The following is a 23,440-nucleotide window of genomic DNA, read 5'->3' on the forward strand; positions in this document are numbered from 1 at the left end:
ACGAAGCTGGAGCCGCCGCGCGCCGAACCTGAGCCGACCGCGTCAGCAGCCGCGCGCCCGCGGCTCGAACTTCACGCGCGCGTGCTCGGCCTTGCCGTGGACGTCGCTGTACGTGGCGGGGCTGACCCGGAACCAGAGGTTGTCCTTGGCGGCCTTCCCGTTCACGTCGTCGAGCCGCACACACCACCGCTCGGTCCGCACGACGCGCGTGTACGTCTCGCTGCCCTTGCGGACCTTGTGGCACTGCTCGTAGCGCTCGGTGGTGTACCAGGTACGGGTCCTCTTACGCTTGCCACTGCCGCTGCGCGAGGTGTGCTTGACCTTCCGGGTGGCCGGATCACACTCCTTGACCATGTGCGCGCGGGTGCCCTTGACGGTCTTGCGCGGAAGATGCCGCACGGCGTCGTAGAGCCCGCGCACCTGATCGGAGTGCGGCTTGGAGTACGCACCGCCGCCCATGCCGCCACCCTTGCCGCCACCGTGGGCGTCACCCTTGTCCGCACCACCGCCGCACGCACTGAGAACGGCCACGAGCATCAATGTCAGGCCGGCGAGTACCGGGCGCTGCTTCACGGACAGTTCTCCTCTTCAGGGGGCTCGCACACCAGTGGTGTACACGTCATACTTCGCGCCGCAGCGTATCCGATCACGCGTAGTGCTCAGCGCGCTGCCTGGCCGACGAACGCCGCCCGTGCCACCGGGCCACGACGAACTGTGGGCCTCTTTCTCCTACCCCACCGCCGAGCTCGCGACGACCGCCGGGGGACACGCGGCCTCGCGGACTCCATCCTCCCCGAGGGAATCGCCTGCCGCGCCGACGCGGGAAAGCCGCAGCAGGACCTCGGCCGGGCGAAGGCCCTCATCCGCGAGGCCGGCGCCGGGGGGAAGACCGTCACGATCGCCTATCAGCCGACCGTCGACGAGTTCAACGTGGCCGGGACCATCCTCCAGGACTCCCTGAAGAAGATCGGCCTCAAGGCGGAGCTCCAGGCGGTGACGTTCCCTCAGTACTCGGAGCGCGTCTCCAAGCAGTCCACCATGCCGGACATCGCGCTCGCGTGGGACTTCGCCTCATACCCCGAGGCGGGTCCGCAGCTGAACCGTGAGTACAACTCGGCCTTCGCCGGGTCGACCAACTACACCTGGTACTCCGACCGGCAGGTCGACCGGTGCCTGAAAGAAGGGAACACCGCCCCGACCGCGAGCAAGGCGTGTGCGGCTTTCACCCAGGCCCAGAACAAGATCCTCGCCGGTCACGCCCTGCTCTACATCGCCTACCCGGCGATCACCGTCCTGTCGGACGGGCGGGTCAAGAACATCCCGTTCTCGCCGACGCAGCGGGACTTCAACGTCGGGTTCCCGCGGAGGCTGAGTGCCCTGTCCCTGCCCCTGCCCCCTGTCCTCGTCCCTGCCGGAGAACGTGTCCGGCACGATGTGTTGCATTCGCCACAATTTGCCCATTTTCTATTGAATAAATGGATAAATGGCTCACTCGGGGCTGGTCGCTCTCCACTGGCGACCGGCCCCAGGCATTCGACGACCAGTGGACGGGAGACGGTTTGATCACGGTACGTAAGCGGACCACCGCTCTGACGGCTACAGCCGGCGTGCTCGGCGGCGTACTCGCTCTCACGGCCCTCGGCGGGACCAGCCAGGCCGCCACCGGAGGAAACGGCCATGGCGATCACCCTCACTCGCAGGCGTGGGAACGGCAGGCCGGCGCCCAGGACGCTTCCGACGCCCGAATAAAGATCACGCCCGGGCAAGGTGCCTCCCAGGTCGGGATCGACCACCCCGTCAAGGTCACCGTCAGCAACGGCAAGCTCACCAAGGTGGCCATGACCGCCGTCGCGACCGGTACCGAGATTCCGGGCACCCTGGCCGCGGACGGCACGTCCTGGCAGCCGGACAAGCCGCTGGAGCGAGCCACCAGGTATCAGATCGCCGCGGAGGCCGCGGACGCCAAGGGCCGCTCCGCCACCGAGAACGCCTCGATCACCACGGTCTCCCCGGCGGGCGACTTCATCGGGCACGTCTCCCCCGAGGACGGCTCGACCGTCGGCGTGGGCATGCCGGTGACGGTCACCTTCGACAGGGCGATCAGCGACAAGGCCGCCATGGCGTCGAAGATCCAGGTGAGCTCCAGCAGCGGCCAGCGCGTCGCCGGTCACTGGCTCAACGACGGCCGCCTGGACTTCCGCCCCCAGAACTACTGGAAGGCCGGCTCCACCGTCACCGTCAAGCTCACCGACCACGGCATCCAGAAGACGGTCGCGTTCAAGGTCGGCCGGAGCCAGGTCAGCACGGTCGACGCCAAAACGAAGCAGATGACCGTCGTACGGGACGGCAAGACGATCAAGACGATCCCGATCTCGTCCGGCAGCGATGAGCACCCGACGTACAACGGCCCGATGGTCATCTCCGAGAAGTACCGGCAGATCCACATGAACGGTGCGAGCGTCGGCCTCACGGAGAAGGACGGCAAGCCCTCGTACGACATCGAGGCCGTACCGCACGCCATGCGCCTGACCGACTCGGGCACGTTCATCCACGGCAACTACTGGGGTGCCGACTCGGTCTTCGGCAAGGTCAACACCAGCCACGGGTGCGTGGGCCTGAAGGACGCCAGGGCCGGCGACGACGGCACGCAGCCGGCCGCATGGTTCTTCGACCACTCGATGACCGGCGACGTCGTGATCATCAAGAACTCCACGGACCACACCAAGCTGGCCCCGGGCAACGGCCTCAGCGACTGGAACATGCCGTGGAGCGAGTGGGTCGCGGGAGGCGCGACCGGCTGACGCGGCGTCACTCCGCTCACATCCGCACAAGCGAGGGCCCCGACCGTCTGGTCGGGGCCCTCGCTTGCGTTATTACTTCTGGTGTCCGAGGGGGGACTTGAACCCCCACGCCCGATAAAGGGCACTAGCACCTCAAGCTAGCGCGTCTGCCATTCCGCCACCCGGACAAGGTGTCTGTCGCCAGGCGGGGGTGTTCCCCGCGGCGACATGGACAACAATACCAAGCTTTCGGAGTGCCTTTCACCTGCGTATCTGTCGTGGGCACACACGTGAGCGCACACGTGAGCGGCACACCACCCGCCGTTACGGAGGTGTGCCGCTCGGTGATGCCGGGTCGCCTACGGCATCAGATGGTGGTCCGGGAAGTTGCCCGGGAGGCGCTCGCCGTCGGGGCCTCTGGTGACCGCGCGCACCAGTAGCTCGCCGCCGACGAACGCTCCGCGCCACGACGCTCCGAAGCCCCCGAAGAGCTCGTCCCGGTCGCCGCGCGAGCGGGGCTTGCCGCGGCCTGTTTTGAAGGCGCGGATCTGGGGGGCGAGGCGGTCGTACGTCGCGTCGTCGTCCGTGGAGAGGGTGGCGACCAGCGCGCCGTTGGAGGCGTTCATCGCGGCGAGCAGCTCCGCCTCCGTGTCGACCAGGACGATCGTGTCGACGGGGCCGAACGGTTCGGCGTGGTGGAGGGGCGAGGAGGGGGGTGGGCTCAGGAGCGTGACCGGGTGGACGTACGCGCTCGTGTCCTGGCCGGGCAGGAAGCGGGCGGGGTCCGGGGCGCCGCGGTGCAGCGGCACGGCGCCGCGGTCGATGGCCTCCGCGACCTGGTCGGCGATCTCCTTCGCCTTGGTCGCGTTGACGAGCGGGCCGAAGTCGAGCTGAGGGTAGGGGTCTTGGGGGTTCGCCACTGCAAGGGGGTGGCCGATGCGCAGGGTGCGTACGGCCGGGAGGTACGCGGCGAGGAAGTCGTCGAAGAGGCTGCGCTGGACGACGAAGCGCGGGTACGCGGTGCAGCGCTGCTTGCCGTAGTCGAAGAGCTTGGGGATCACGGCCGCGAGCTTGTCCCAGTCGGAGTAGTTCCAGATGCCCCAGGTGTTGAGGCCCTCCTGTTCGAGGATGTGGCGCTTGCCGAGGTCGGCGACGGCCGTGGCGACGGCGGCGCCGGTGTCGCGGCCGCCGACGAACGAGACGCAGCCGATCTCGGGGGCCCGCACCAGCGCTTCGGAGAGTTCGCCTCCGCTGCCGCTGACGAGGGTGACGGGGATGCCCTCGCGGGCGGCGAGGGCGCAGGCCAGGGTGAGGCAGGCGACGCCGCCGTCGGTGGGGGTCTTGGCGATGACCGCGTTGCCGGCGAGTGTCTGGACCAGGACCGCGTGCACGAGGACGCTCATCGGGTAGTTCCAGCTGGCGATGTTCGAGACGGGGCCGTCGAGCGGGGCGCGGCCCTCGACCATGGGCTCGATGCCGTCGACGTACCAGCGCACCCCGTCGATGGCGCGGTCGACGTCGGCCTGGGCGAGGCGCCAGGGCTTGCCGATCTCCCAGACGAGAAGGAGCGCGAGGAGTTCGCGGTGCTGGGTGAGGGCGTCGAGGGTGGCGCCGACGCGGGCGCGGCGCTCGTCGAGCGGGATGTGCCGCCAGGCGCGGTGCTGGTCGAGGGAGGCACGCACCGCCTGGTGGGCGGTGGCGGCGTCGAGGCGGGGCGGTCCGGCGATGGGGCTGCCGTCGACGGGGGTACTGGCGGGCAGGGCGCGGCCGTCGGCCTGCCAGGTGCCGTTCCACAGGTTGAGTACGCGGTCGTCGCGGAACGCCTCGGGGGCGACGGCGAGGCAGCGCTGCCAGGCGTCGTGCCAGGAGGTGCCGGCCTTGAGAGTGGTCGCCACGGGGGTGTCCGGGCCGGGGGCGTCGGGGCCGGGGGTGCGGTCAGTGGGATTGCCTGGGTTGTTCGCCATTTCGGGTTCTCCGCTCACGGTGCACAGTCGGGGCGGGGGGTGCATGGCTGGTGCGGGGTGGAGTGGGGAGGTTGCCCGGTGGGCTCGCTCCCCACTCCCGCTGTACGGCGTTACTGCGCCAAGCGGTCGAGGACCAGGCGGGCCGTTTCCGTCGGGGTGGAGCCGACGCGGACCCCGGCCGCTTCCAGGGCTTCTTTCTTGGCCTGCGCCGTGCCGGAGGAGCCCGAGACGATCGCGCCCGCGTGCCCCATGGTCTTGCCCTCGGGGGCGGTGAACCCGGCGATGTAGGCGACGACGGGCTTGGTGACGTGGTCGCGCACGTAGGCCGCGGCGCGCTCCTCCGCGTCGCCGCCGATCTCCCCGATGAGGACGATCAGGTCGGTGTCCGGGTCGTCCTGGAACGCGGCGAGGCAGTCGATGTGTGTCGTGCCGATGACGGGGTCGCCGCCGATGCCGACGCAGGTGGAGAAGCCGATGTCGCGCAGTTCGTACATGAGCTGGTAGGTGAGGGTGCCGGACTTGGAGACGAGGCCGATGCGGCCCGCCTTGGTGATGTCGGCGGGGATGATGCCGGCGTTGGACTGACCGGGGGTGATCAGGCCGGGGCAGTTGGGGCCGATGATGCGGGTGCCCTTCGCGGCAGCGTACGCGTGGAAGGTCACGGCGTCGTGGACGGGGATGCCCTCTGTGATGACGACGGCGAGGGGGATGCCCGCGTCGGCGGCCTCCGTGACGGCGGCCTTGGCGAAGACGGGCGGTACGAAGACGACGCTGACGTCGGCGCCGGTGGCCGCGATGCCCTCGGCGACGGAGCCGAAGACGGGGACCGCGCGGTCGTCGAAGTCGACGCTGCGGCCGGCCTTGCGGGGGTTGACGCCACCGACGACGTTCGTGCCGGCGGCGAGCATGCGCCGGGTGTGCTTCATGCCCTCGGCGCCGGTCATGCCCTGGACGAGGACCTTGCTCTCCTTGGTCAGATAGATCGCCATGTCCCGCACTCCTTGGTCAGGTTGATCGCCATGTCCCGGCTCCTCAGTGCGCGTCGGCGAGTTCGGCGGCCCGGCGCGCGGCGCCGTCCATGGTGGTGGCCTGTTCGACGAGGGGGTGGGCCCGGCCGTCGAGGATGGCGCGGCCCTCCACGGCGCTGTTCCCGTCGAGGCGGACGACGAGCGGTTTGGTCAGCCGGACGGACTCCAGGGCCTGGACGATGCCGTCGGCGACGGCGTCACAGGCGGTGATGCCGCCGAAGACGTTCACGAAGACGGACTTCACGGCCGGGTCGGAGAGGATGACGGAGAGGCCGTCGGCCATGATCTGCGCGGAGGCGCCGCCGCCGATGTCGAGGAAGTTGGCGGGGCGGGCGCCGCAGCCCGCGACCACGTCGAGGGTCGACATGACGAGCCCGGCGCCGTTGCCGATGATGCCGACCTCGCCGTCGAGCTTGACGTAGTTGAGGCCCTTGGCCGCGGCGGCCGCTTCGAGGGCGTCGTCGTGGGCGGCTTCCCGGGTGCCCCAACGCTCCTGGCGGAAGCGGGCGTTGTCGTCGAGGGTGACCTTGCCGTCGAGGGCGAGGATCTGGCCGCCGCTCGTGCGGACGAGGGGGTTCACCTCGACGAGTACGGCGTCCTCGCGGGTGAGGACGTCCCAGAGGCGGACCAGGACGTCGACGGTCCGGTCGGGGAGGCCGGCGGCCTGGGCGATCTGTGCGGCCTTCGCCGTGGTGACGCCCTCGGCCGGATCGACCGGGATGCGGGCGACGGCCTCGGGCCGGTTCGCCGCTACCTCCTCGATGTCCATGCCGCCCTCGGCGGAGGCGATGGCGAGGAAGCGTCCGGCCGCGCGGTCGAGAACGTAGGAGACGTAGAACTCGCTCTCTATGTCGACCGGTTGGGCCAACATCACCTTGCCGACGATGTGGCCCGTGATGTCCATACCGAGGATCTGGCGTGCCGTCAGTTCGGCGGCGGCCGGGTCGGCGGCGAGTTTGACGCCGCCCGCCTTGCCGCGGCCCCCGGTCTTCACCTGAGCCTTGACGACGACGCGGCCGCCCAGCCTGCGCGCGATCTCGCGGGCCTCCCTGGGCGACTCCGTGACCTCGGCTTTCGGCACCAAGATGCCGTGTTCTTCGAAGAGTTCCCTTGCCTGGTGCTCGTACAGGTCCATCTCGGCTCCTGCCGTAAAAGTGCCGCACGCCCCCTGGACACCACCCACCGGATGCGGGATAACAAACTTCATACAGTATTCGTCGACTGTATGCAATGTACTGCGACACCGCACGACTCCCCTACGAAGGGACAGGACTTCCTCATGCCCGACGACAGCCAGGAACTCATCTCCGGTGGTCATCTGGTCGCCAAGGCACTCAAGGCAGAAGGTGTGGAGGTCATCTACACCCTGTGCGGCGGCCACATCATCGACATCTACGACGGCTGCGTCGACGAAGGCATTGAAGTCGTCGACGTCCGTCACGAGCAGGTCGCCGCCCACGCGGCGGACGGGTACGCGCGCATCACCGGCAAGCCCGGCTGCGCCGTCGTCACCGCGGGCCCGGGCACCACCGACGCCGTCACCGGCGTCGCGAACGCGTTCCGCGCGGAGTCACCCATGCTCCTCATCGGCGGTCAGGGCGCGCACACCCAGCACAAGATGGGCTCGCTCCAGGACCTGCCGCACGTCGACATGATGACGCCGATCACCAAGTTCGCCGCGACGGTGCCGGACACCGCGCGCGCCGCCGACATGGTGTCGATGGCGTTCCGCGAGTGCTACCACGGCGCCCCCGGCCCGTCCTTCCTGGAGATCCCGCGCGATGTCCTCGACGCCAAGGTGCCGGTGGACAAGGCCCGCGTACCGCAGGCCGGGCAGTACCGGGCCTCGACCCGCTCGGCCGGTGACCCCGAGGCGATCGAGAAGCTCGCCGACCTCCTCGTGCACGCCGAGAGGCCGGCGATCCTGCTCGGCAGCCAGGTGTGGACGACCCGTGCCACCAAGGACGCCATCGAGCTCGTACGCGCCCTCAACGTGCCCGCCTACATGAACGGCGCCGGCCGCGGCACCCTGCCGCCCGGCGACCCGCACCACTTTCAGCTCTCGCGCCGCTACGCCTTCTCCAACGCCGACCTCATCATCATCGTCGGCACGCCCTTCGACTTCCGCATGGGCTATGGCAAGCGCCTCTCCCCCGACGCGACCGTCGTGCAGATCGACCTCGACTACCGCACCGTCGGCAAGAACCGCGACATCGACCTCGGCATCGTCGGCGACGCGGGCCTCGTCCTGAAGTCGGTCACCGAGGCCGCCTCAGGACGGCTGAACGGCGGGGGCGCCAAGCGCAAGGAGTGGCTCGACGAGCTGCGGGCCGCCGAGCAGACCGCCATCGACAAGCGCCTGCCGAGCCTTCGCTCCGACGCCTCGCCGATCCACCCGTACCGCCTGGTCAGCGAGATCAACAACTTCCTCACCGAGGACTCGATCTACATCGGGGACGGCGGCGACATCGTCACCTTCTCCGGGCAGGTCGTGCAGCCCAAGTCGCCGGGCCACTGGATGGACCCGGGGCCGCTGGGCACGCTCGGCGTCGGCATCCCGTTCGTCCTCGCCGCCAAGCAGGCGCGGCCCGACAAGGAGGTCGTCGCGCTCTTCGGCGACGGGGCGTTCTCGCTGACGGGCTGGGACTTCGAGACCCTCGTCCGCTACAACCTGCCCTTCGTCGGGATCATCGGCAACAACTCGTCGATGAACCAGATCCGTTACGGCCAGAAGGCCAAGTACGGCGACGAGCGCGAGCGCGTCGGCAACACCCTCGGCGACGTCCACTACGACAAGTTCGCCCAGATGCTGGGGGGGTACGGCGAAGAGGTCCGCGACCCCGCCGACATCGCGCCCGCGCTGCAGCGGGCCCGCGAGTCCGGGAAGCCCTCGCTGATCAACGTGTGGGTCGATCCGGACGCGTACGCCCCCGGAACCATGAACCAGACCATGTACAAGTGAGGAGCCCTGCCATGACCACCAAGGCTCTTGAGGGCGTCCGTGTCCTCGACATGACCCATGTGCAGTCCGGGCCCTCCGCGACCCAGCTCCTCGCCTGGCTCGGCGCGGACGTGGTGAAGCTGGAGGCACCGACCGGGGACATCACGCGCAAGCAGCTGCGTGACCTGCCGGACGTCGACTCGCTCTACTTCACGATGCTCAACTGCAACAAGCGGAGCATCACCCTCAACACGAAGACCGAGCGCGGCAAGGAGCTCCTCACCGAGCTGATCCGGCGCTCCGACGTCATGGTCGAGAACTTCGGCCCGGGCGCCGTCGACCGCATGGGCTTCACCTGGGAGCGCATCCAGGAGATCAACCCGCGCATCGTCTACGCCTCCATCAAGGGCTTCGGCGACGGCCCATACACCAACTTCAAGGCGTACGAGGTCGTGGCGCAGGCCATGGGCGGCTCGATGGCGACCACCGGCTTCGAGGACGGTCCACCGCTGGCCACCGGCGCGCAGATCGGCGACTCCGGCACCGGCATCCACGCCGTCGCCGGCATCCTCGCGGCGCTGTTCCAGCGCGAGAACACCGGGCGCGGCCAGCGCGTGAACGTCGCCATGCAGCACGCCGTGCTCAACCTGTGCCGGGTCAAGCTGCGTGACCAACAGCGCCTGACACACGGCCCGTTGGCCGAGTACCCGAACTCCCAGGACACCGCCGAGGCGGACGAGGTGCCGCGCTCGGGCAACGCGTCCGGCGGCGGGCAGCCCGGCTGGGCGGTCAAGTGCGCGCCCGGCGGCCCGAACGACTACGTGTACGTCATCGTGCAGCCCGTCGGCTGGCAGCCGCTGAGCGAGCTGATCGGGCGGCCGGAGCTGGCCGGCGACCCCGAGTGGGCGACGCCGGAGGCGCGCCTGCCCAAGCTCAACAAGATGTTCCAGCTCATCGAGGAGTGGTCCTCGACCCTGCCCAAGTGGGAGGTGCTCGAGCGGCTCAACGCGCACAACATCCCGTGCGGGCCGATCCTGTCCACCAAGGAGATCATCGAGGACGAGTCGCTCGTCGCGAACGAGATGGTCGTCGAGGTGGCCCACCCGGAGCGCGGCACGTTCACCACGGTCGGCTCCCCCCTCAAGCTCTCCGACTCCCCCGTGGAAGTGGTCAGTTCACCCCTGCTCGGCGAGCACAACGCCGAGGTGTTCGTCGGGGAGCTGGGGCTCGGGGACGAGGAACTGCGCCTGCTCAAGTCGAACGGAGTGATCTGATTGATGGCCGAGGACCGTGAGCTCACGGTACGGGCGCTGCTCGAATCCGTCCGCGCTGAGGGCCGCAGCGCTCTCACCGCCCCCGAGGGCAAGGTGATCGCCGACGCGTACGGGATCTCCGTGCCCGGCGAGGAACTGGCGACGGACGTGGACGAGGCGGTCGCGTACGCGGCGCGCTTCGCCGGACCCGTCGTGATGAAGATCGTCTCCCCCGACATCCTGCACAAGACGGACGCGGGCGGCGTGATCGTGGGCGTGGAGGGCGCCGCCGACGTACGGGCCGCGTTCTGCACGATCGTGAAGAACGCGCGGGCCTACGCGCCGGACGCCCGGATCAAGGGCGTCCAGGTGCAGGAGCTGCTGCCGACCAGGCCCTCCTCCCAGGAGGTCATCGTCGGAGCTGTCACCGATCCGACGTTCGGGAAGGTCGTCGCGTTCGGGCTCGGCGGTGTGCTGGTCGAGGTGCTCAAGGACGTGACGTTCCGGCTCGCGCCGGTCGGCGCGGACGAGGCCGTGTCGATGCTGGACTCGATCCGGGCGGCCGAGGTGCTCCGCGGGGTGCGCGGCGCGCAGCCGGTCGACCGGTGGGCGCTCGCCGAGCAGATCCGCCGGGTGTCCCAGCTGGTCACCGACTTCCCGGAGATCGCCGAGGTAGACCTCAATCCGGTGATCGCGACGCCGGAGGGCGCGGTCGCCGCCGACATCCGTGTGATCCTCGCCGACGGTGCGCCGAAGCAGCGGCGCACGTACTCGCGCGAGGAGATCCTCAGGTCGATGCGCCGGCTGATGCAGCCGCGCTCGGTCGCGGTGATCGGCGCGTCCAACGAGCAGGGCAAGATCGGCAATTCGGTCATGCGCAACCTCATCGACGGGGGATTCTCCGGGGAGATCCATCCGGTGAACCCCAAGGCCGATGACATCCTGGGCCGCAAGGCGTACAAGAGTGTCACGGACGTCCCGGGTGAGGTGGATGTGGCGGTCTTCGCGATCCCCGCCAAGTTCGTGGCCTCGGCCCTCGAAGAGGTGGGACGCAAGGGGATCCCGAACGCGGTCCTGATCCCCTCCGGGTTCGCGGAGACCGGTGAACAGGCCCTCCAGGACGAGATCGTGGCGATCGGCGAACGGTACGGGGTACGCCTGCTCGGGCCGAACATCTACGGCTACTACTCGACGTGGCAGGACCTGTGCGCCACGTTCTGCACGCCGTACGACGTGAAGGGCGGGGTGGCGCTGACCTCGCAGTCCGGGGGCATCGGCATGGCGATCCTCGGCTTCGCGCGCACGACGAAGACCGGTGTCTCCGCGATCGTCGGGCTCGGCAACAAGTCGGACCTGGACGAGGACGACCTGCTCACGTGGTTCGGCGAGGACCCCAACACCCAGTGCATCGCCATGCACTTGGAGGACCTCAAGGACGGGCGGGCCTTCGTGGAGGCCGCGCGGGCGACGGTGCCGAAGAAGCCCGTCGTGGTCCTCAAGGCGGGGCGCACCAGCGCCGGCGCGAAAGCTGCCGGTTCGCACACGGGAGCCCTCGCGGGCGACGACGCGGTGTACGACGACATCCTCAGGCAGGCCGGCGTCATCAGGGCACCGGGGCTCAACGAGATGCTCGAGTACGCGCGGGCGCTTCCCGTGCTTCCGACGCCCAAGGGCGACAACGTCGTCATCATCACCGGCGCGGGCGGCTCGGGTGTGCTGCTCTCGGACGCCATCGTCGACAACGGCCTGAACCTGATGGAGATCCCCGAGGATCTGGACGCCGCCTTCAAGGCGTTCATCCCGCCCTTCGGCGCCGCGGGCAACCCGATCGACATCACGGGCGGTGAGCCGCCGTCGACGTACGAGGCGACCATCAGGCTCGGTCTGGAGGACCCGCGGATCCACTCCCTCGTCCTCGGCTACTGGCACACGATCGTCACCCCGCCGATGGTCTTCGCGGAACTGACGGCACGGGTGGTCGAGGAGTTCCGCGCGCGGGGCATCGAGAAGCCCGTGGTGGCGTCGCTCGCGGGCGACGTCGAGGTCGAGGAGGCCTGCCAGTACCTCTACGAGCGCGGGGTCGTGGCGTACCCGTACACGACCGAGAAGCCGGTGGCCGCACTCGGTGCGAAGTACAGGTGGGCCCGTGCTGCGGGGCTGTTGTGACGCCCGGACCAGCCGACGAAACGGCCGGGGGTCCGGGGGTTGCCCCCGGGCGAAACACCGCCCGATGGGCCCGTGCGGCGGGGCTGTTGGGGGGCGCCTCATGAGGTGACCGGACTGAGGGCCGGCCGGCGGTGCGCGCAGGCCGGCCCCGGGACCCATGCGCACGCGAAAGGAATTTGGACAGAGGGCGCTGGCCAGATCTTTCGACGCAAGGGGTGCGACCGTCATGACCGCAACCGATCTATCAACCTCCGTCCCCTACAGGGAGGTGACGGACGCCAACGGCCGTGTGTACCGGGTTGGCGAGACCGATATCGACATCCTGGGCCGCAAACGCAAGTGGATGGTGATCCTGCCCTGGGTGGGCATGATGGGGATCTCCTCCGCCGAGTACGCGTTCGCGTCCGCCGAGGACACCCTGCACACCGCGCACGACTGGAACAGCCTGCACATCTTCTGGATGATGACCGTCTGGGTGTTCTTCCAGGCCGCGGTCGCCTTCCCCGCGGGCAGGCTGCGTGAGAGCGGCAGACTGCCGGCCCGCTGGGCGATGATGATCGGCGCGTCGGGCACCTTCATGGGCTATCTGTCGCTGGCCCTGGCACCACACGTCGTCTTCGCCTATATCGGCTTCAGCGTGCTGAGCGGCATGGGCGCGGGCATGGTGTACGCCACCTGCGTCAACATGGTGGGCAAGTGGTACCCGGAGCGAAGGGGCGGCAAGACCGGCTTCGTCAACGGCGGATTCGCCTACGGTTCGGTGCCGTTCGTCTTCCTGTTCACCGGCTACATGGACCTGACCAACTACCGCTGGGTGCTGCTCTCGGTGGGCGTTCTGCTCGCCGCGATGGTCGCGTTCGCCGGTTCCTTCTTCAAGGATCCGCCGAAGAACTGGTGGCCCGCGAGCGTCGATCCGCTCAACCCGCCGGAGGACCCGCGCGCCCGGCGTTCCCTGGAGAAGAACCCGCCGGCCGTCAAGCAGTACACCCCGCTGGAGGCCTGGCGGACCGGCCGGGTGGCACTGATGTGGTTCTGTCTGGCCTGCACTTCCGGCGTGAACATCTTCGGCATCGCCTTCCAGGTGGACATCGGCGAAGAGGCCGGCTTCGCCGGCGGGATCGTCGCCGCCGCGATGTCCTTGAAGGCGCTCGTCAACGGCAGCGGGCGCGGCGTCATCGGATGGCTTTCCGACCGCTACGGCCGCAAGCAGTGTCTGCTCGCCGTGTGCGCCATCCTCGGGTGCGCCCAGTTCGGCATCCTCTGGTCGGCCGAGGCCAGGAACCTGCCGCTGTTCCTGATCTTCTCCGCGATCTCCGGTTTCGGCGGCGGCGCCATCTTCCCGATGTTCGCGGCGCTCACCGCGGACTACTTCGGCGAGAACAACAACGCCACCAACTACGGCATGGTCTACAGCTCCAAGCTCGTCTCCGGACTGGGTGCGGGGATGGGCGCCGTGGTCGTCGGGGCCTGGGGGCACTCCGGTGCCTTCGTCCTGGCGGGCTGCATCTCCTTCTTCGCCGGCTTCATCGCGCTCTTCCTGTCCCAACCCGGCAGGCCCAAGTCCCGTGACATTCAACCCAACCCGCAACCGCTCGGTGAGGAGATGGCTTGATATGACGGCCGAGCCCATCGCCGCAGGAAACTCAGCGACGACCACTGGTAGCAAGTACCGAGAGATCACCGACGAGAACGGCCGCGTCTACCGCCTGGGTGAGACGGACCGCGACATCCTCGGCCATTCCCGTAAGTTCATGGTGTACCTGCCATGGGTCGCGATGATGGCCATCAGCGTTTCCGAGTACGCGTACGGATCGGCGGAGGACACACTGTCCAGCGCACATGGCTGGACGCAGTCGAACACCTTCTGGATCCTGAGCATCTGGGTGTTCTTCCAGGCGGGCATCGCCTTCCCCGCGGGATGGATGCGGGAGAAGGGCATCCTGTCCGCGAAGCGGGCCATGATGACCGGCTCGTTCCTGTGCATGCTCGGCTTTCTCGCCCTGTCCCATCTCAGCAATGTGTGGCTGGCGATCCTCGGCTTCGGCGTCATCGGCGGCCTCGGCTCCGGCCTCGTCTACTCGACCTGCATCAACATGGTCGGCAAATGGTTCCCGGAGCGGAAGGGCGGCAGGACAGGCTTCGTCAACGGCGGCTTCGCCTACGGATCCCTGCCGTTCATCTTCATCTTCAACTACGCGTTCGACACGTCCAACTACCACCGGGTACTCGACATGATCGGCGCCTACGTCCTGGTCGTGGTGCTGGTCTGCGCGTTCTACTTCAGGGACCCTCCGAAGAACTGGTGGCCGCACGACATCGACCCTCTCGCCACCTCCGGCACGGGCAAGAGCGCAAAGTCTCTCGCCAAGAACCCGCCCGCGGTGCGCCAGTACACGCCCAAGGAGGCCATCAGGACCGGCATGCTGCCGATCATGTGGTTCAGCCTCGTGCTGACGGCCGGTGTGTCGATCTTCGGCATCTCGTTCCAGGTGGACTTCGCCAAGCAGGTCGGTTTCGGGCCTCTGGTCGCGGCGTCGTCGATGGGCGTCATGGCCGTCATCAACGGAGTCGGCCGTGCCGTCGTGGGCTGGATGTCGGACATCTGGGGCCGGAAACTCAGCCTCGTGCTCGTGATCGTCGTGCTCGGGCTTGCCCAGTTCGGCGTGATCTGGGCGGGCGACATCAAGAGTGAGTGGCTGTTCCTGGTCTTCGCTTTCCTGTCCGGCTTCGGCGGCGGCGCGTTCTACCCGATGTTCGCGGCGCTGACCCCGGACTACTTCGGTGAGAACTACAACGCCACCAACTACGGGCTCGTCTACAGCGGCAAGCTCATCAGCGGCCTGTTCGGCGGTGGCCTCGGCTCGATGGTGGTCGCCGCGTGGGGCTACAACGGGGCGTACGCGCTGGCCGGCGGGATATCGATGGTGGCCGCGGCCTTCGCGCTGCTGCTGCGGCAGCCCGGCCGGGAGAAGGCGGCTCCGACCCTGAAGGAGGTCATCGGCGCATAGGGGGAGTTCACCTACTGAGTGGGGCCCGGCCGTACGGCCGGGCCCCACTCACTTCTGCCGTGTCGGCGTCAGCGCTTCTTGCGCAGCCCGGCCAGGTTGTCGTAGCCGATCTTCGCGTGCTTCAGGGACTGGCCGAGGTCGGTGTCGCTGGGCGCGTTGTCCTGCTCGACCATCGGGTTGTGGTAGTTCATCGCCCCGACGCGGGTGAAGAACCTCTCATAGTCGATGACTCCGGTGCCGAACGGCACCATGTCGTAGCCCATGCCGTTCGTCGTGTTGACCGTGCCGTCCTTGGCGTGGAACAGCGGGTAGCGCTTGTTGTTGCGGCGTACGAGCGCCGCCGGGTCGAAGACGTTCTCCCGCTGGGAGCCGTCGTGGGCGGTGTAGGTGTGGAACTTGTACTGGGCCACGTGCGCCCAGAAGATGTCCATCTCCAGCCAGACCGTCTTCGGGTCGGTCACTTCGAGGAAGTACTCCAGCTTGCGGATGCCGGAGCTGCGGGTCGGCTTGCCCTGCGCGTCGAGGGGCCCGCCGTCGAGCAGGAACCCGTACGCCGCGTCGTGGTTGTGTGTGTACAGCTTGAGCCCCGCGCTGTGGGCGATCTTGCCGAGCGCGTTCCACTTGTCGGCGGCGGCGTCCCAGTCGGACCGGTAGGCGCTGCCGGTGGGGTCGCCACCGGTGCCCATGTGGTCCATGCCGAGGATGTTGGCTATCTCCAGGTGCTTCTTGAACGTGTCGAGGTCGGGCTGGCTGAGCGGCCACGACCCCGGGATGAAGCCGTGGTTGCCCTGGGCGTGCAGGCCGTACTCGTCGAGCCAGGAGCGCAGCAGCTTGGCGCCCTCGACGGTTTCGAGGTTGGCGCCGCCGGGCGCGTTCGCGTGCTGGCCGTAGCCGGCGAACTCGACCTGCTTGTAGCCGTAACGGGCCAGCTCCTTGAAGACCTCCCGGAACCCGGACGGCAGGTTGGAGGCGAGCGGGTCCCTGCCCGTGGCGTCGCGCACGGTGTAGAGGATGATGCCGCGCTTGGACGCCGGGACGAGGGCGTGGCCGCCGCCCCCGCCGCCGTTGTGCGCGCTCTGGGCGAGGGCGGGCGATGCGCCGAAGACGGGTGCGGCGACGGCGGCGGCCCCCACTGCGGTGCAGGTGCTCAGAAAGCTGCGGCGGCTGACGCCGAGAGCGCGGCGCAGGGCGTCGCCAGTTCCGGATTCATCGTTGAACGCGGTCACGGTCTCTCTCTTTCTCGGGTGGGTGCGGCGTGTGTGCGGGTGCGCACCGGGCTCATGCGAGACCGGCCAGGTCGAGCAACAGCGATTTCACGTCGGTGGCCGCGACACGGCCGGTGACGGCGCGGGGGGTGGAACACAGGATGAGCGGACCGTCGGGGCTGTCGTCGCTCAAAGGGAGGCGGCCGTGGCTGCCGCGGATGGGTGAGGGATCGAGGGGCACGACCGCCATGCGGTAGCGCATGCCGAGCTTCTTGCGGGCCAGGGCGCCGGCTGCCTTCACCTTGACGTAGGGGTCCTGGGGGTCCATGAACAGCTCGACGGGGTCGTAGCCGGGCTTGCGGTGGATCTCGACGAGCTGCGCGAAGTCGGGCGCGCGGTCGTCGTCGAGCCAGTAGTAGTACGTGAACCAGGCGTCGGGCTCGGCGACGGCAACGAGTTCCCCGGAGCGCGGGTGGTCGAGATGGTGGGCCTTCTTGCCCTCGTCGTCGAGGAGCTGTTCGATGCCGGGCACGTCCTTCAGCGCCTCGCGGACCATGTCGAGGTCCTCGGGGCGGCGCACGTAGATGTGCGCGATCTGGTGGTCGGCGACCGCGAACGCCCGGGACGTCATCGGGTCGAGGTACTCCATGCCGTCCTGCGTGTGCACTTCGAGGAGTCCGGCGCGGCGCAGGGCGCGGTTGATGTCGACGGGCCGATCGACGCGGGTGATGCCGTACTCGGAGAGGGCGACGACGGTGCGGCCCTCGGCCTTCGCGTCGTCGAGGAGCGGCGCGAGGGTGGCGTCGAGCTCGGCCGCCGCCCGGTGCGAGCGCGGGTCGTCGGGGCCGAAGCGCTGGAGGTCGTAGTCCAGGTGGGGGACGTAGGCCAGCGCCAGGTCGGGATGACGGGAGGCGATGATGTGGCGGGTCGCGTCGACGATCCACCGGCTGGAGACGAGGTCGGCGCCCGGGCCCCAGAAGTGGAAGAGGGGGAACGTGCCGAGTTTCTCGGTGAGTTCGTCGTGCAGGGCCGGCGGCCTGGTGTAGCAGTCGGGTTCCTTGCGGCCGTCGGCGTAGTACACGGGCCGGGGCGTGACGGTGATGTCGGTGTCGGCGCCCATGGCGTACCACCAGCAGATGTTGGCGACCGTGTATCCGGGGTGGCTGCGGCGGGCCGCGTCCCAGAGCTTGTCGCCGGCGACGAGTCCGTTGTGCTGACGCCACAGCAGTACGTCGCCCAGCTCGCGGAAGTACCAGCCGTTGGCGACGATGCCGTGCTCGGACGGCATCGTGCCGGTGAGGAACGTCGACTGGGCGGCGCAGGTGACGGCGGGCAGGACCGTGCCGAGGTGGGCCTGGGAACCCGTCCGGCCGAGCGCCTTGAGGTGGGGCATGTGGTCGAGGAGGCGCGGGGTGAGGCCCACGACGTCCAGGACGAGCAGCGGGTTCGGGCCCGACTCCGTCCGGTCGGCTGTCGTGTCCGTCTCGGGAGTTGTCATGGGAGTTCCTTCAGGCCGAGGTCCGTCAGGAGGTCGCGGGCCAGAGTGAGTTCGGCGGCGATGCCGTCGGCGAGCTGGGTGCGGCCGCGGGGGCGCACCTCGGGCGGGAGCGCCTGCCAGGTGTACGTCTCGACCTCCAGGTGCCGGGTGAGCGGATGCGCGCCGCCGACCAGACGCGTGAGCGTGTCCTTGAGCACCGGGAGCGTGGAGGTGAGGGGGGCGGCGGGCGCCGCGTGCAGCGGTACGTGGAAGTGGGCGCGCCAGGGCGCGGTGTCGGGGAGCGCGCCGCCGGCGAGCGCCTCGCCGAGGTCGTCGGTGCCGCGCAGCCCTACGGGGGTGAGGGTGCGGGTCTGGTGCAGGAAGCGGGGTTCGTCGAACGCGGCGAGCGCCTCACGGACTTCGGCCCTTTCGGGGTGCTCGGCGTGCAGGGCCGCGGAGAGCTGGGACTTGACGACGGGGATCCCGGCGGCGGCGAGGGCGTCGAGCGCGGTGGCCGGGTCCTCGAAGGAGGTGGCGAGATGGCAGGTGTCGACGCAGACACCGATGCGGTCGCGGGCCACGGCCGTGAGCGGGGCGATCGCGTCGCCGGTCGTCTCGACGGTGCAGCCCGGCTCGGGTTCGAGGCCGATGCGGATGGAGCGGCCGGTCAGCTCCTCCAGGGCGTCGAGCCGCTCGGCGAGGGTGGTGAGCGCGGCGTACGCGACGTCCCGGCGCGCCGGGTCGATGGCGGTGCGCCATGCGAGGGGCAGCGTGGAGATGGTGCCCTCGGTGATGTCGGAGGGGAGCAGCGCGGCGAGGAGGCGGGCCAGGTCGGCGGTGTGCGCGAGGCGCTCCGGGTCGGCCCAGTCGGGCTTGTACACACGGTACTTGACCTCTTCGGCACCGAACCCCTCGTACGGGAAGCCGTTGAGGGTGACGACCTCGAGGCCGCGCCGGTCGAGTTCGGTGCGCAGGCCGCGCAGGGCGACGGGGTCGGTGGTGAGGGCGCGCGCGGCGTCCTTGGCGAGCCACAGGCCGATCCCGAGCCGGTCGCGGCCGAGGCGCTTGCGGACGGGTTCGCAGTGGTCGCGCAGCTGGGCCAGCACGCCGTCAAGGGTCTCGGCGGGATGGACGTTGGTGCAGTACGCGAGGTGGACGGTGGACCCGTCGGGGTGGCGGAAGCGCATCGCTCACGCCCCGCCGCGCAGGATGGAGTTCCCCTCGTGGGTGGCGTCGGTCCCCGCGACATCGAGGTCGAGCCGGCCGCTGAGGCCGTAGAACGCGACGGGGTTGCGCCACAGGACACGGTCGACGTCGTCCTCGGTGAAGCCGGCCTTGAGCATCGCGTCGGCGACCTCGCGGGTCTTGAGGGGATCACTCTTGCCCCAGTCGGCGGCCGAGTTGACGAGAACCTGCTCGGGTCCGTACTCGGTGAGGATCGCGACCATTCGCTCCTCGTCCATCTTGGTGTCGGGGTAGACGGAGAACCCGAGCCAGCAGCCCGCGTCCTTGGCCTCCTTCACCGTGGTCTCGTTGAGGTGGTCGATCAGGACCCGGTCGAGCGGCAGGGCCGACTCGCGTACGACGTCGAGGGTGCGGCGCAGTCCGGCGAGCTTGTCGCGGTGCGGGGTGTGCACGAGCGCGGGGAGTTCGTGGTCGGCGGCGAGCTGGAGCTGGGTGGCGAGCGCGGTGTCCTCGGCGGGGGTCATGGAGTCGTAGCCGATCTCGCCGACGGCGACGACGTTGTCCTTGACGAGGTAGCGGGGCAGCGCGTCGAGGACGGGTGTGCAGCGCGGGTCGTTCGCTTCCTTGGGGTTGAGGGCGAGCGTGCAGTGGTGGGCGATCCCGTACTGCGCGGCGCGGAAGGGCTCCCAGCCGAGGAGTGCGTCGAAGTAGTCGAAGAACGAGGCGGGCGAGGTGCGGGGCTGGCCGAGCCAGAAGGACGGCTCGACGATCGCCCGGACGCCGGCGGCGTACATGGCCTCGTAGTCGTCGGTGGTGCGCGACGTCATGTGGATGTGCGGGTCGAAGATGCGCATCAGGACTCCTGGGCCTTGTGGGGAGGCGGCGTGGTCAGGGCCAGCAAGCGGTGCAGGTCGTCGGGGACGGGACGGCCCGCGGCGGTGCGCTCGTTCGCGTAGTCGCCGAGCATGCGGGCGAGCTCGGCGTCGCCGCGGGCGCGTTCGGCGAGCTCGGCGACGGCGGACACCGGCACGCCGGTGAAGAGGCACTTCAGGACGGCGTGCCGCCAGTGGTGCGCGGTGAGGTGTTCGGCGGCGTAGGGGCCGACGGCGGCGGCGACGAGCCGGGTGTCGTTCGTGCGCAGCGCGTCCTCCACGAGGGGCAGCGCTTCGGGTCCCGCGACGAGGTGGGGAAGGGCCGCGAGGACGGCGCGGCGTTCGGCGGCGGCGCCCTGTTCGTAGAGACGGGTGAGGGTGGCGGTGTCGGCGCGGGCCGCGTGCAGGAGGACGATACGGGCGCTTTCGGCGTGCTCGGCACCGCACCGGCGCCCGGCTTCGGCGAACCGCAACTCCCATGTGGTGTGCGTCTGTTGATGGCCACCGTCATCTGAGGCGGCCTCCGCCGCGGCCTTGTCGAGCCACGTGCGGGCCGTCTCGCCGAGGGAGGCGTCGGTGCTGGCGCGGAGGGCCGCGATGCCGGGAGGTGCGTCGGTCATGGGGTGCCTCCTTCAGCGGCGGCGGCGCGCAGGAACCGCAGGGATTCCTCGGCGAGTCGGGGTCCCGCGTGGGAGTGGCGGGGCAGTTCCACGACCGTCAGTCCCTGGTAGCCGGTGGCTTCGAGGGCTTCGAGCACCGGCGGGAAGTCGATCTCGCCGTCGCCGAACGGGAGGTGTTCGTGGACGCCCCGTCGCATGTCCTCGATCTGTACGTGCTTCAGCCAGGGAGCGGCCTCGCGCACGCAGTCGGCGGGCGGCATCGGCTCCAGGCACTGGCAGTGGCCGATGTCCAGGGTGAGGCCGAGCGCTTCGGGGCCGCCGAACTCCTCGCGGAGGTAGTGGAAGTCGGCGAGTGTGGCCAGGAGGTGGCCGGGTTCGGGCTCGATGGCGAGCGGGACGCCGGCGGCGGAGGCCGCGTCGAGGACGGGGGCGAGCGCGTCGGCGAGCCGCTTCCACGCGGTGCCGTCGTCCGTGCCGTCCGGGGTGACGCCGCTGAAGCAGTGCACGGCGTGGGCGCCGAGGTCGGCGGCGACCTGCGCGGCCCTGATGAGCAGCCGGGTGCGGGCGGCCCTCGCGTCCGGGTCGGGGTCGAGGAGCGAGGGGCCGTGCTTGCGGCGCGGGTCGAGGACGTAGCGGGCGCCCGTCTCGACGGTGACGCTCAGGCCGTGCCGGTCGAGGACGCGGGCCACCTGCCGGGTGCGGGTGGGCAGGTCGGGGACCAGGGGGTCCAGGTGCATGTGGTCGAGGGTGAGGCCTACGCCGTCGTAGCCCAGGTCGGCGAGGACCGCGAGGGCGTCCTCCAGGCGGAGGTCGGTCAGGCCGTTCGTGCCGTATCCCCAGCGGATGGTCATGTGACGCTCACCTTCGGGGCGAGGCGGGCCAGTTGGGCCAGCGACGCGGTGGCCAGGGCGGTCAGGGGGGCGCCCGCCTGGGCCGCGAGGGCGGCCTGGAGGGGGATCATGGCGCGGATGCCGCCGCCCACCGCCCGCTGGGTCAGAGGCGGCGAGGGGTTGAGGGCGGCGTGGAGGTAGGGGCGGGCCGCGGTGGCCGCGTAGGCGGCGGCCAGGGCGGCGGTGGTGGTCCCCGACAGGCCGGGGGCGGCTGCTACCCGCCGGCCTGCCGGGAGTCGTGGGGCGCGCCCGGCGATCCGGGTCAGCGCGAGGGTCGCGGCCAGTGCGCCCAGGGGGGCTTTGACGTCGCCGCCCTGGGTTTCGTTGCGGGACACCGCGGTGACGGCGAGCGTGTGGGCGGCCAGCGTCGTGGCCGCGGGCAGAGCCGTCCGGTGCAGGCGGCCCGCGGTCGCCGCCGCTCCCAGCAGCACGTCGAGCCCTCTCGCCGCCGCCATCGCCACCGGTCCCGCCGGTGTCTTCTTCAGGCCCAGGTCGTACGCCCATACCGTCGCCGCGAGCGCACCCGCGGCCAGGGCGGCGGGACGGCCCGCCCGGGTCGCGAGGGCCAGGCCCGCGGCGGTGAGGCCGCCCGCTGCCGCGAGGGCCGCTGCGGGGCGGATTCGCCCTGACGGCAGCGGGCGGTGGGGGCGGTCCACGGCGTCCTCGGCGCGGTCCGCCCAGTCGTTGAGGGCCATGCCCGCCTCGTAGAGGCACAGGGACGACCCGATGGCGAGGAAGGTGCCCCGGCCGGGGCGCAGGCCCACCGCGGACGCACCGGCGAGCGCGTCGCCGGGGACCGTGAACAGGGCGGGCAGGCGCAGGAGTTCGGCCCAGGCCCGCAGGTGCCGCGCGCGGCCGGTCACCGCAGGCGTCCCGCGAAGCCGACCAGCGCCGCGTACTGCTCGGCGAGCGCGGGGGACGCGTCGCCGTCGGGGTCCTTGAAGTAGAAGCCGAGTTCGGGCAGGGGCCCCTCGACGCCCTTCTCGTGGGCGCGCAGGAGGAGGCGGGCCAGGTCGAGGACGAGGGGGGCGGCGAGCGCGGAGTCGCAGCCCTGCCAGATCGTCTGGAGGATCATGCGGGAGCCGAGGAACCCGTCGAAGGCGATGTGGTCCCAGGCCGTCTTCCAGTCGCCGAGCGCGGGCACGTCGTCGATGTGGACCTCGCCCTCGGGCGCGGCCCCGAGCGCGTCGGCGAGGACGCGTTCCTTGCCCGCGTTCTTCGCCGCGGCGGCGCCGGGGTCTGCGAGTGCGGCACCGTCGCCGCCGCCGAGGAGGTTCGTGCCGGACCAGGCCCGCACGGACAGGGAGCGCTGGAGGAACATCGGCGCGAGCACGGATCGCAGGAGGGTCTGGCCGGTCTTGCCGTCGCGCCCTGCGTAGGGCAGGCCGCTGGTGGCGGCGAGATCGGCGAGCGAGGGGTGGTGCAGGCCGGTGGAGGGGGTGAAGTTGACGTAGGGGCAGCCCGCGCGCAGGGCGGCCGCCGCGTAGAGGGAGCTGGCGGGCAGGCGGCTGCTGTCGGGGGCGGGTTCCGTGGACGCCACGTTCACGACGACGGCGCCGGCGAGTGCGCCGCGGTCGACGAAGTCACGGATGTCGGCGGCGAAGTCGGCGATGAGTTCGTCGTCGGAGCGGGAGTCCCCCGGCTGGGGGCCACCCGGGCGTATCTCCCGGTCGGCGGCAACGAGCTCGGCGCCGACCGCGGCCGGCAGGCCGTGCGGCAGGACGCCTCCGGCGGCGAGGTGTTCGGCGCGTTTGGGCAGCGGACAGTCGACGGTGTCGTGTCCGCCGAAGACGAGGGACGACAGCGCGGGGAGCCCGGCGCCGGCGAAGGGTTCGGTCTCGGTGACCATACCGGTCGGGGGGTGCAGGCCCGCGCCGACGGCGGCGCAGCCCGCGACCGCGGTGGTGGCGACGGAGCCACGGGCCCCGATGAGCCAGACTCCGAAGCGGGCGGTGGGGAAAGTGGGTTCGGCGGACATGGGCAGCCTCCTTGTCGTACGCGAACCTGGAGCCGGAGTTGCGGTGGTGGTGCGGGACGGCGGGCGGGGTCCG

General features: G+C 70.3%; 19 protein-coding genes and 1 tRNA gene. 7 read left to right on the forward strand and 13 right to left on the reverse strand.

The window, feature by feature from the left end:
* Positions 1–42 precede the first annotated feature (42 nt).
* The gene (locus OG758_RS13670) at positions 43–573 is read right to left on the reverse strand and encodes a hypothetical protein (RefSeq protein ID WP_326710248.1); all 531 of its coding nucleotides are present in this window, start codon (positions 571–573) and stop codon (positions 43–45) included.
* Positions 574–714: 141 nt separating this feature from the next.
* Here OG758_RS13670 and OG758_RS13675 point away from each other — a divergent pair, with 141 nt between their 5' ends.
* Both OG758_RS13675 and OG758_RS13680 read left to right on the forward strand, forming a co-directional pair.
* Positions 715–1,563, forward strand: a complete 849-nt coding sequence (locus OG758_RS13675) for an ABC transporter substrate-binding protein (protein ID WP_326710249.1) — start codon at positions 715–717, stop codon at positions 1,561–1,563.
* Positions 1,563–2,801 (forward strand): L,D-transpeptidase, encoded by a 1,239-nt coding sequence (locus tag OG758_RS13680; protein ID WP_405656726.1) that lies wholly within the window; start codon positions 1,563–1,565, stop codon positions 2,799–2,801. Before OG758_RS13675 ends, OG758_RS13680 begins: the two co-directional genes overlap by 1 nt.
* Before the next feature lie 79 nt (positions 2,802–2,880).
* Here OG758_RS13680 and OG758_RS13685 read toward each other — a convergent pair.
* From OG758_RS13685 to sucC, 4 genes are all read right to left on the reverse strand, one after another.
* Positions 2,881–2,968 (reverse strand) — tRNA-Leu (locus tag OG758_RS13685).
* A gap of 171 nt (positions 2,969–3,139) precedes the next feature.
* Positions 3,140–4,744 (reverse strand): aldehyde dehydrogenase family protein, encoded by a 1,605-nt coding sequence (locus tag OG758_RS13690; RefSeq protein ID WP_326710251.1) that lies wholly within the window; start codon positions 4,742–4,744, stop codon positions 3,140–3,142.
* Positions 4,745–4,854: 110 nt separating this feature from the next.
* Positions 4,855–5,733 (reverse strand): succinate--CoA ligase subunit alpha, encoded by an 879-nt coding sequence (sucD, locus tag OG758_RS13695; RefSeq protein WP_326710252.1) that lies wholly within the window; start codon positions 5,731–5,733, stop codon positions 4,855–4,857.
* A gap of 43 nt (positions 5,734–5,776) precedes the next feature.
* On the reverse strand, positions 5,777–6,907 hold the full coding sequence (gene sucC, locus OG758_RS13700) for an ADP-forming succinate--CoA ligase subunit beta (RefSeq protein ID WP_326710253.1): 1,131 nt from the start codon (positions 6,905–6,907) through the stop codon (positions 5,777–5,779).
* 144 nt (positions 6,908–7,051) lie between these two features.
* Between sucC and OG758_RS13705 the strand changes: the two genes are divergently transcribed.
* The 5 genes from OG758_RS13705 to OG758_RS13725 all read left to right on the forward strand — a co-directional run bounded on the left by OG758_RS13705 (position 7,052) and on the right by OG758_RS13725 (position 15,140).
* On the forward strand, positions 7,052–8,734 hold the full coding sequence (locus OG758_RS13705; RefSeq protein ID WP_326710254.1) for a thiamine pyrophosphate-binding protein: 1,683 nt from the start codon (positions 7,052–7,054) through the stop codon (positions 8,732–8,734).
* 11 nt (positions 8,735–8,745) lie between these two features.
* A complete protein-coding gene (gene frc / locus OG758_RS13710; protein ID WP_100591602.1) occupies positions 8,746–9,987 on the forward strand; it encodes a formyl-CoA transferase in 1,242 nt (413 codons plus the stop codon).
* A gap of 3 nt (positions 9,988–9,990) precedes the next feature.
* Positions 9,991–12,132: an acetate--CoA ligase family protein gene (locus OG758_RS13715; RefSeq protein ID WP_326710255.1), complete on the forward strand. Its 2,142-nt coding sequence runs from the start codon at positions 9,991–9,993 to the stop codon at positions 12,130–12,132.
* A 226-nt stretch (positions 12,133–12,358) separates the two neighbouring features.
* Positions 12,359–13,744 carry an OFA family MFS transporter gene (locus OG758_RS13720; protein WP_326710256.1) on the forward strand — a complete coding sequence of 462 codons (1,386 nt, stop codon included), beginning with the start codon at positions 12,359–12,361 and terminating at the stop codon, positions 13,742–13,744.
* 1 nt (position 13,745) lies between these two features.
* On the forward strand, positions 13,746–15,140 hold the full coding sequence (locus OG758_RS13725) for an OFA family MFS transporter (protein WP_326710257.1): 1,395 nt from the start codon (positions 13,746–13,748) through the stop codon (positions 15,138–15,140).
* Positions 15,141–15,208: 68 nt separating this feature from the next.
* Here the strand turns inward: OG758_RS13725 and OG758_RS13730 are convergent, their stop codons facing one another.
* From OG758_RS13730 to OG758_RS13765, 8 genes are read right to left on the reverse strand one after another with little or no spacing between them, the layout of a single operon-like run.
* Positions 15,209–16,366 carry a sugar phosphate isomerase/epimerase family protein gene (locus OG758_RS13730; RefSeq protein WP_326710258.1) on the reverse strand — a complete coding sequence of 386 codons (1,158 nt, stop codon included), beginning with the start codon at positions 16,364–16,366 and terminating at the stop codon, positions 15,209–15,211.
* A gap of 52 nt (positions 16,367–16,418) precedes the next feature.
* Entirely contained in the window at positions 16,419–17,843 is a 1,425-nt protein-coding gene (locus tag OG758_RS13735) for a nucleotide pyrophosphatase/phosphodiesterase family protein (RefSeq protein WP_326710259.1), read from the reverse strand.
* Complete coding sequence (eboE, locus tag OG758_RS13740) at positions 17,840–19,009, reverse strand: metabolite traffic protein EboE (RefSeq protein ID WP_326710260.1); 1,170 nt, start codon at positions 19,007–19,009, stop codon at positions 17,840–17,842. Before eboE ends, OG758_RS13735 begins: the two co-directional genes overlap by 4 nt.
* A 3-nt stretch (positions 19,010–19,012) precedes the next feature.
* On the reverse strand, positions 19,013–19,861 hold the full coding sequence (locus tag OG758_RS13745; RefSeq protein ID WP_326710261.1) for a TatD family hydrolase: 849 nt from the start codon (positions 19,859–19,861) through the stop codon (positions 19,013–19,015).
* Positions 19,861–20,499 carry an EboA domain-containing protein gene (locus OG758_RS13750; protein ID WP_326710262.1) on the reverse strand — a complete coding sequence of 213 codons (639 nt, stop codon included), beginning with the start codon at positions 20,497–20,499 and terminating at the stop codon, positions 19,861–19,863. The genes OG758_RS13745 and OG758_RS13750 overlap by 1 nt, the downstream gene beginning before the upstream one ends.
* Complete coding sequence (locus OG758_RS13755) at positions 20,496–21,350, reverse strand: sugar phosphate isomerase/epimerase family protein (RefSeq protein WP_326710263.1); 855 nt, start codon at positions 21,348–21,350, stop codon at positions 20,496–20,498. The genes OG758_RS13750 and OG758_RS13755 overlap by 4 nt, the downstream gene beginning before the upstream one ends.
* Positions 21,347–22,252 carry an SCO3242 family prenyltransferase gene (locus OG758_RS13760; RefSeq protein WP_326710264.1) on the reverse strand — a complete coding sequence of 302 codons (906 nt, stop codon included), beginning with the start codon at positions 22,250–22,252 and terminating at the stop codon, positions 21,347–21,349. Before OG758_RS13760 ends, OG758_RS13755 begins: the two co-directional genes overlap by 4 nt.
* Positions 22,249–23,367: an inositol-3-phosphate synthase gene (locus tag OG758_RS13765; RefSeq protein WP_326710265.1), complete on the reverse strand. Its 1,119-nt coding sequence runs from the start codon at positions 23,365–23,367 to the stop codon at positions 22,249–22,251. Before OG758_RS13765 ends, OG758_RS13760 begins: the two co-directional genes overlap by 4 nt.
* Between the last annotated feature and the right edge of the window lie 73 nt (positions 23,368–23,440).

Origin of the sequence: Streptomyces sp. NBC_01474, assembly GCF_035918215.1 — a bacterium.
In the GTDB taxonomy this organism is placed as follows: Bacteria; Actinomycetota; Actinomycetes; order Streptomycetales; family Streptomycetaceae; genus Streptomyces; species Streptomyces aureus.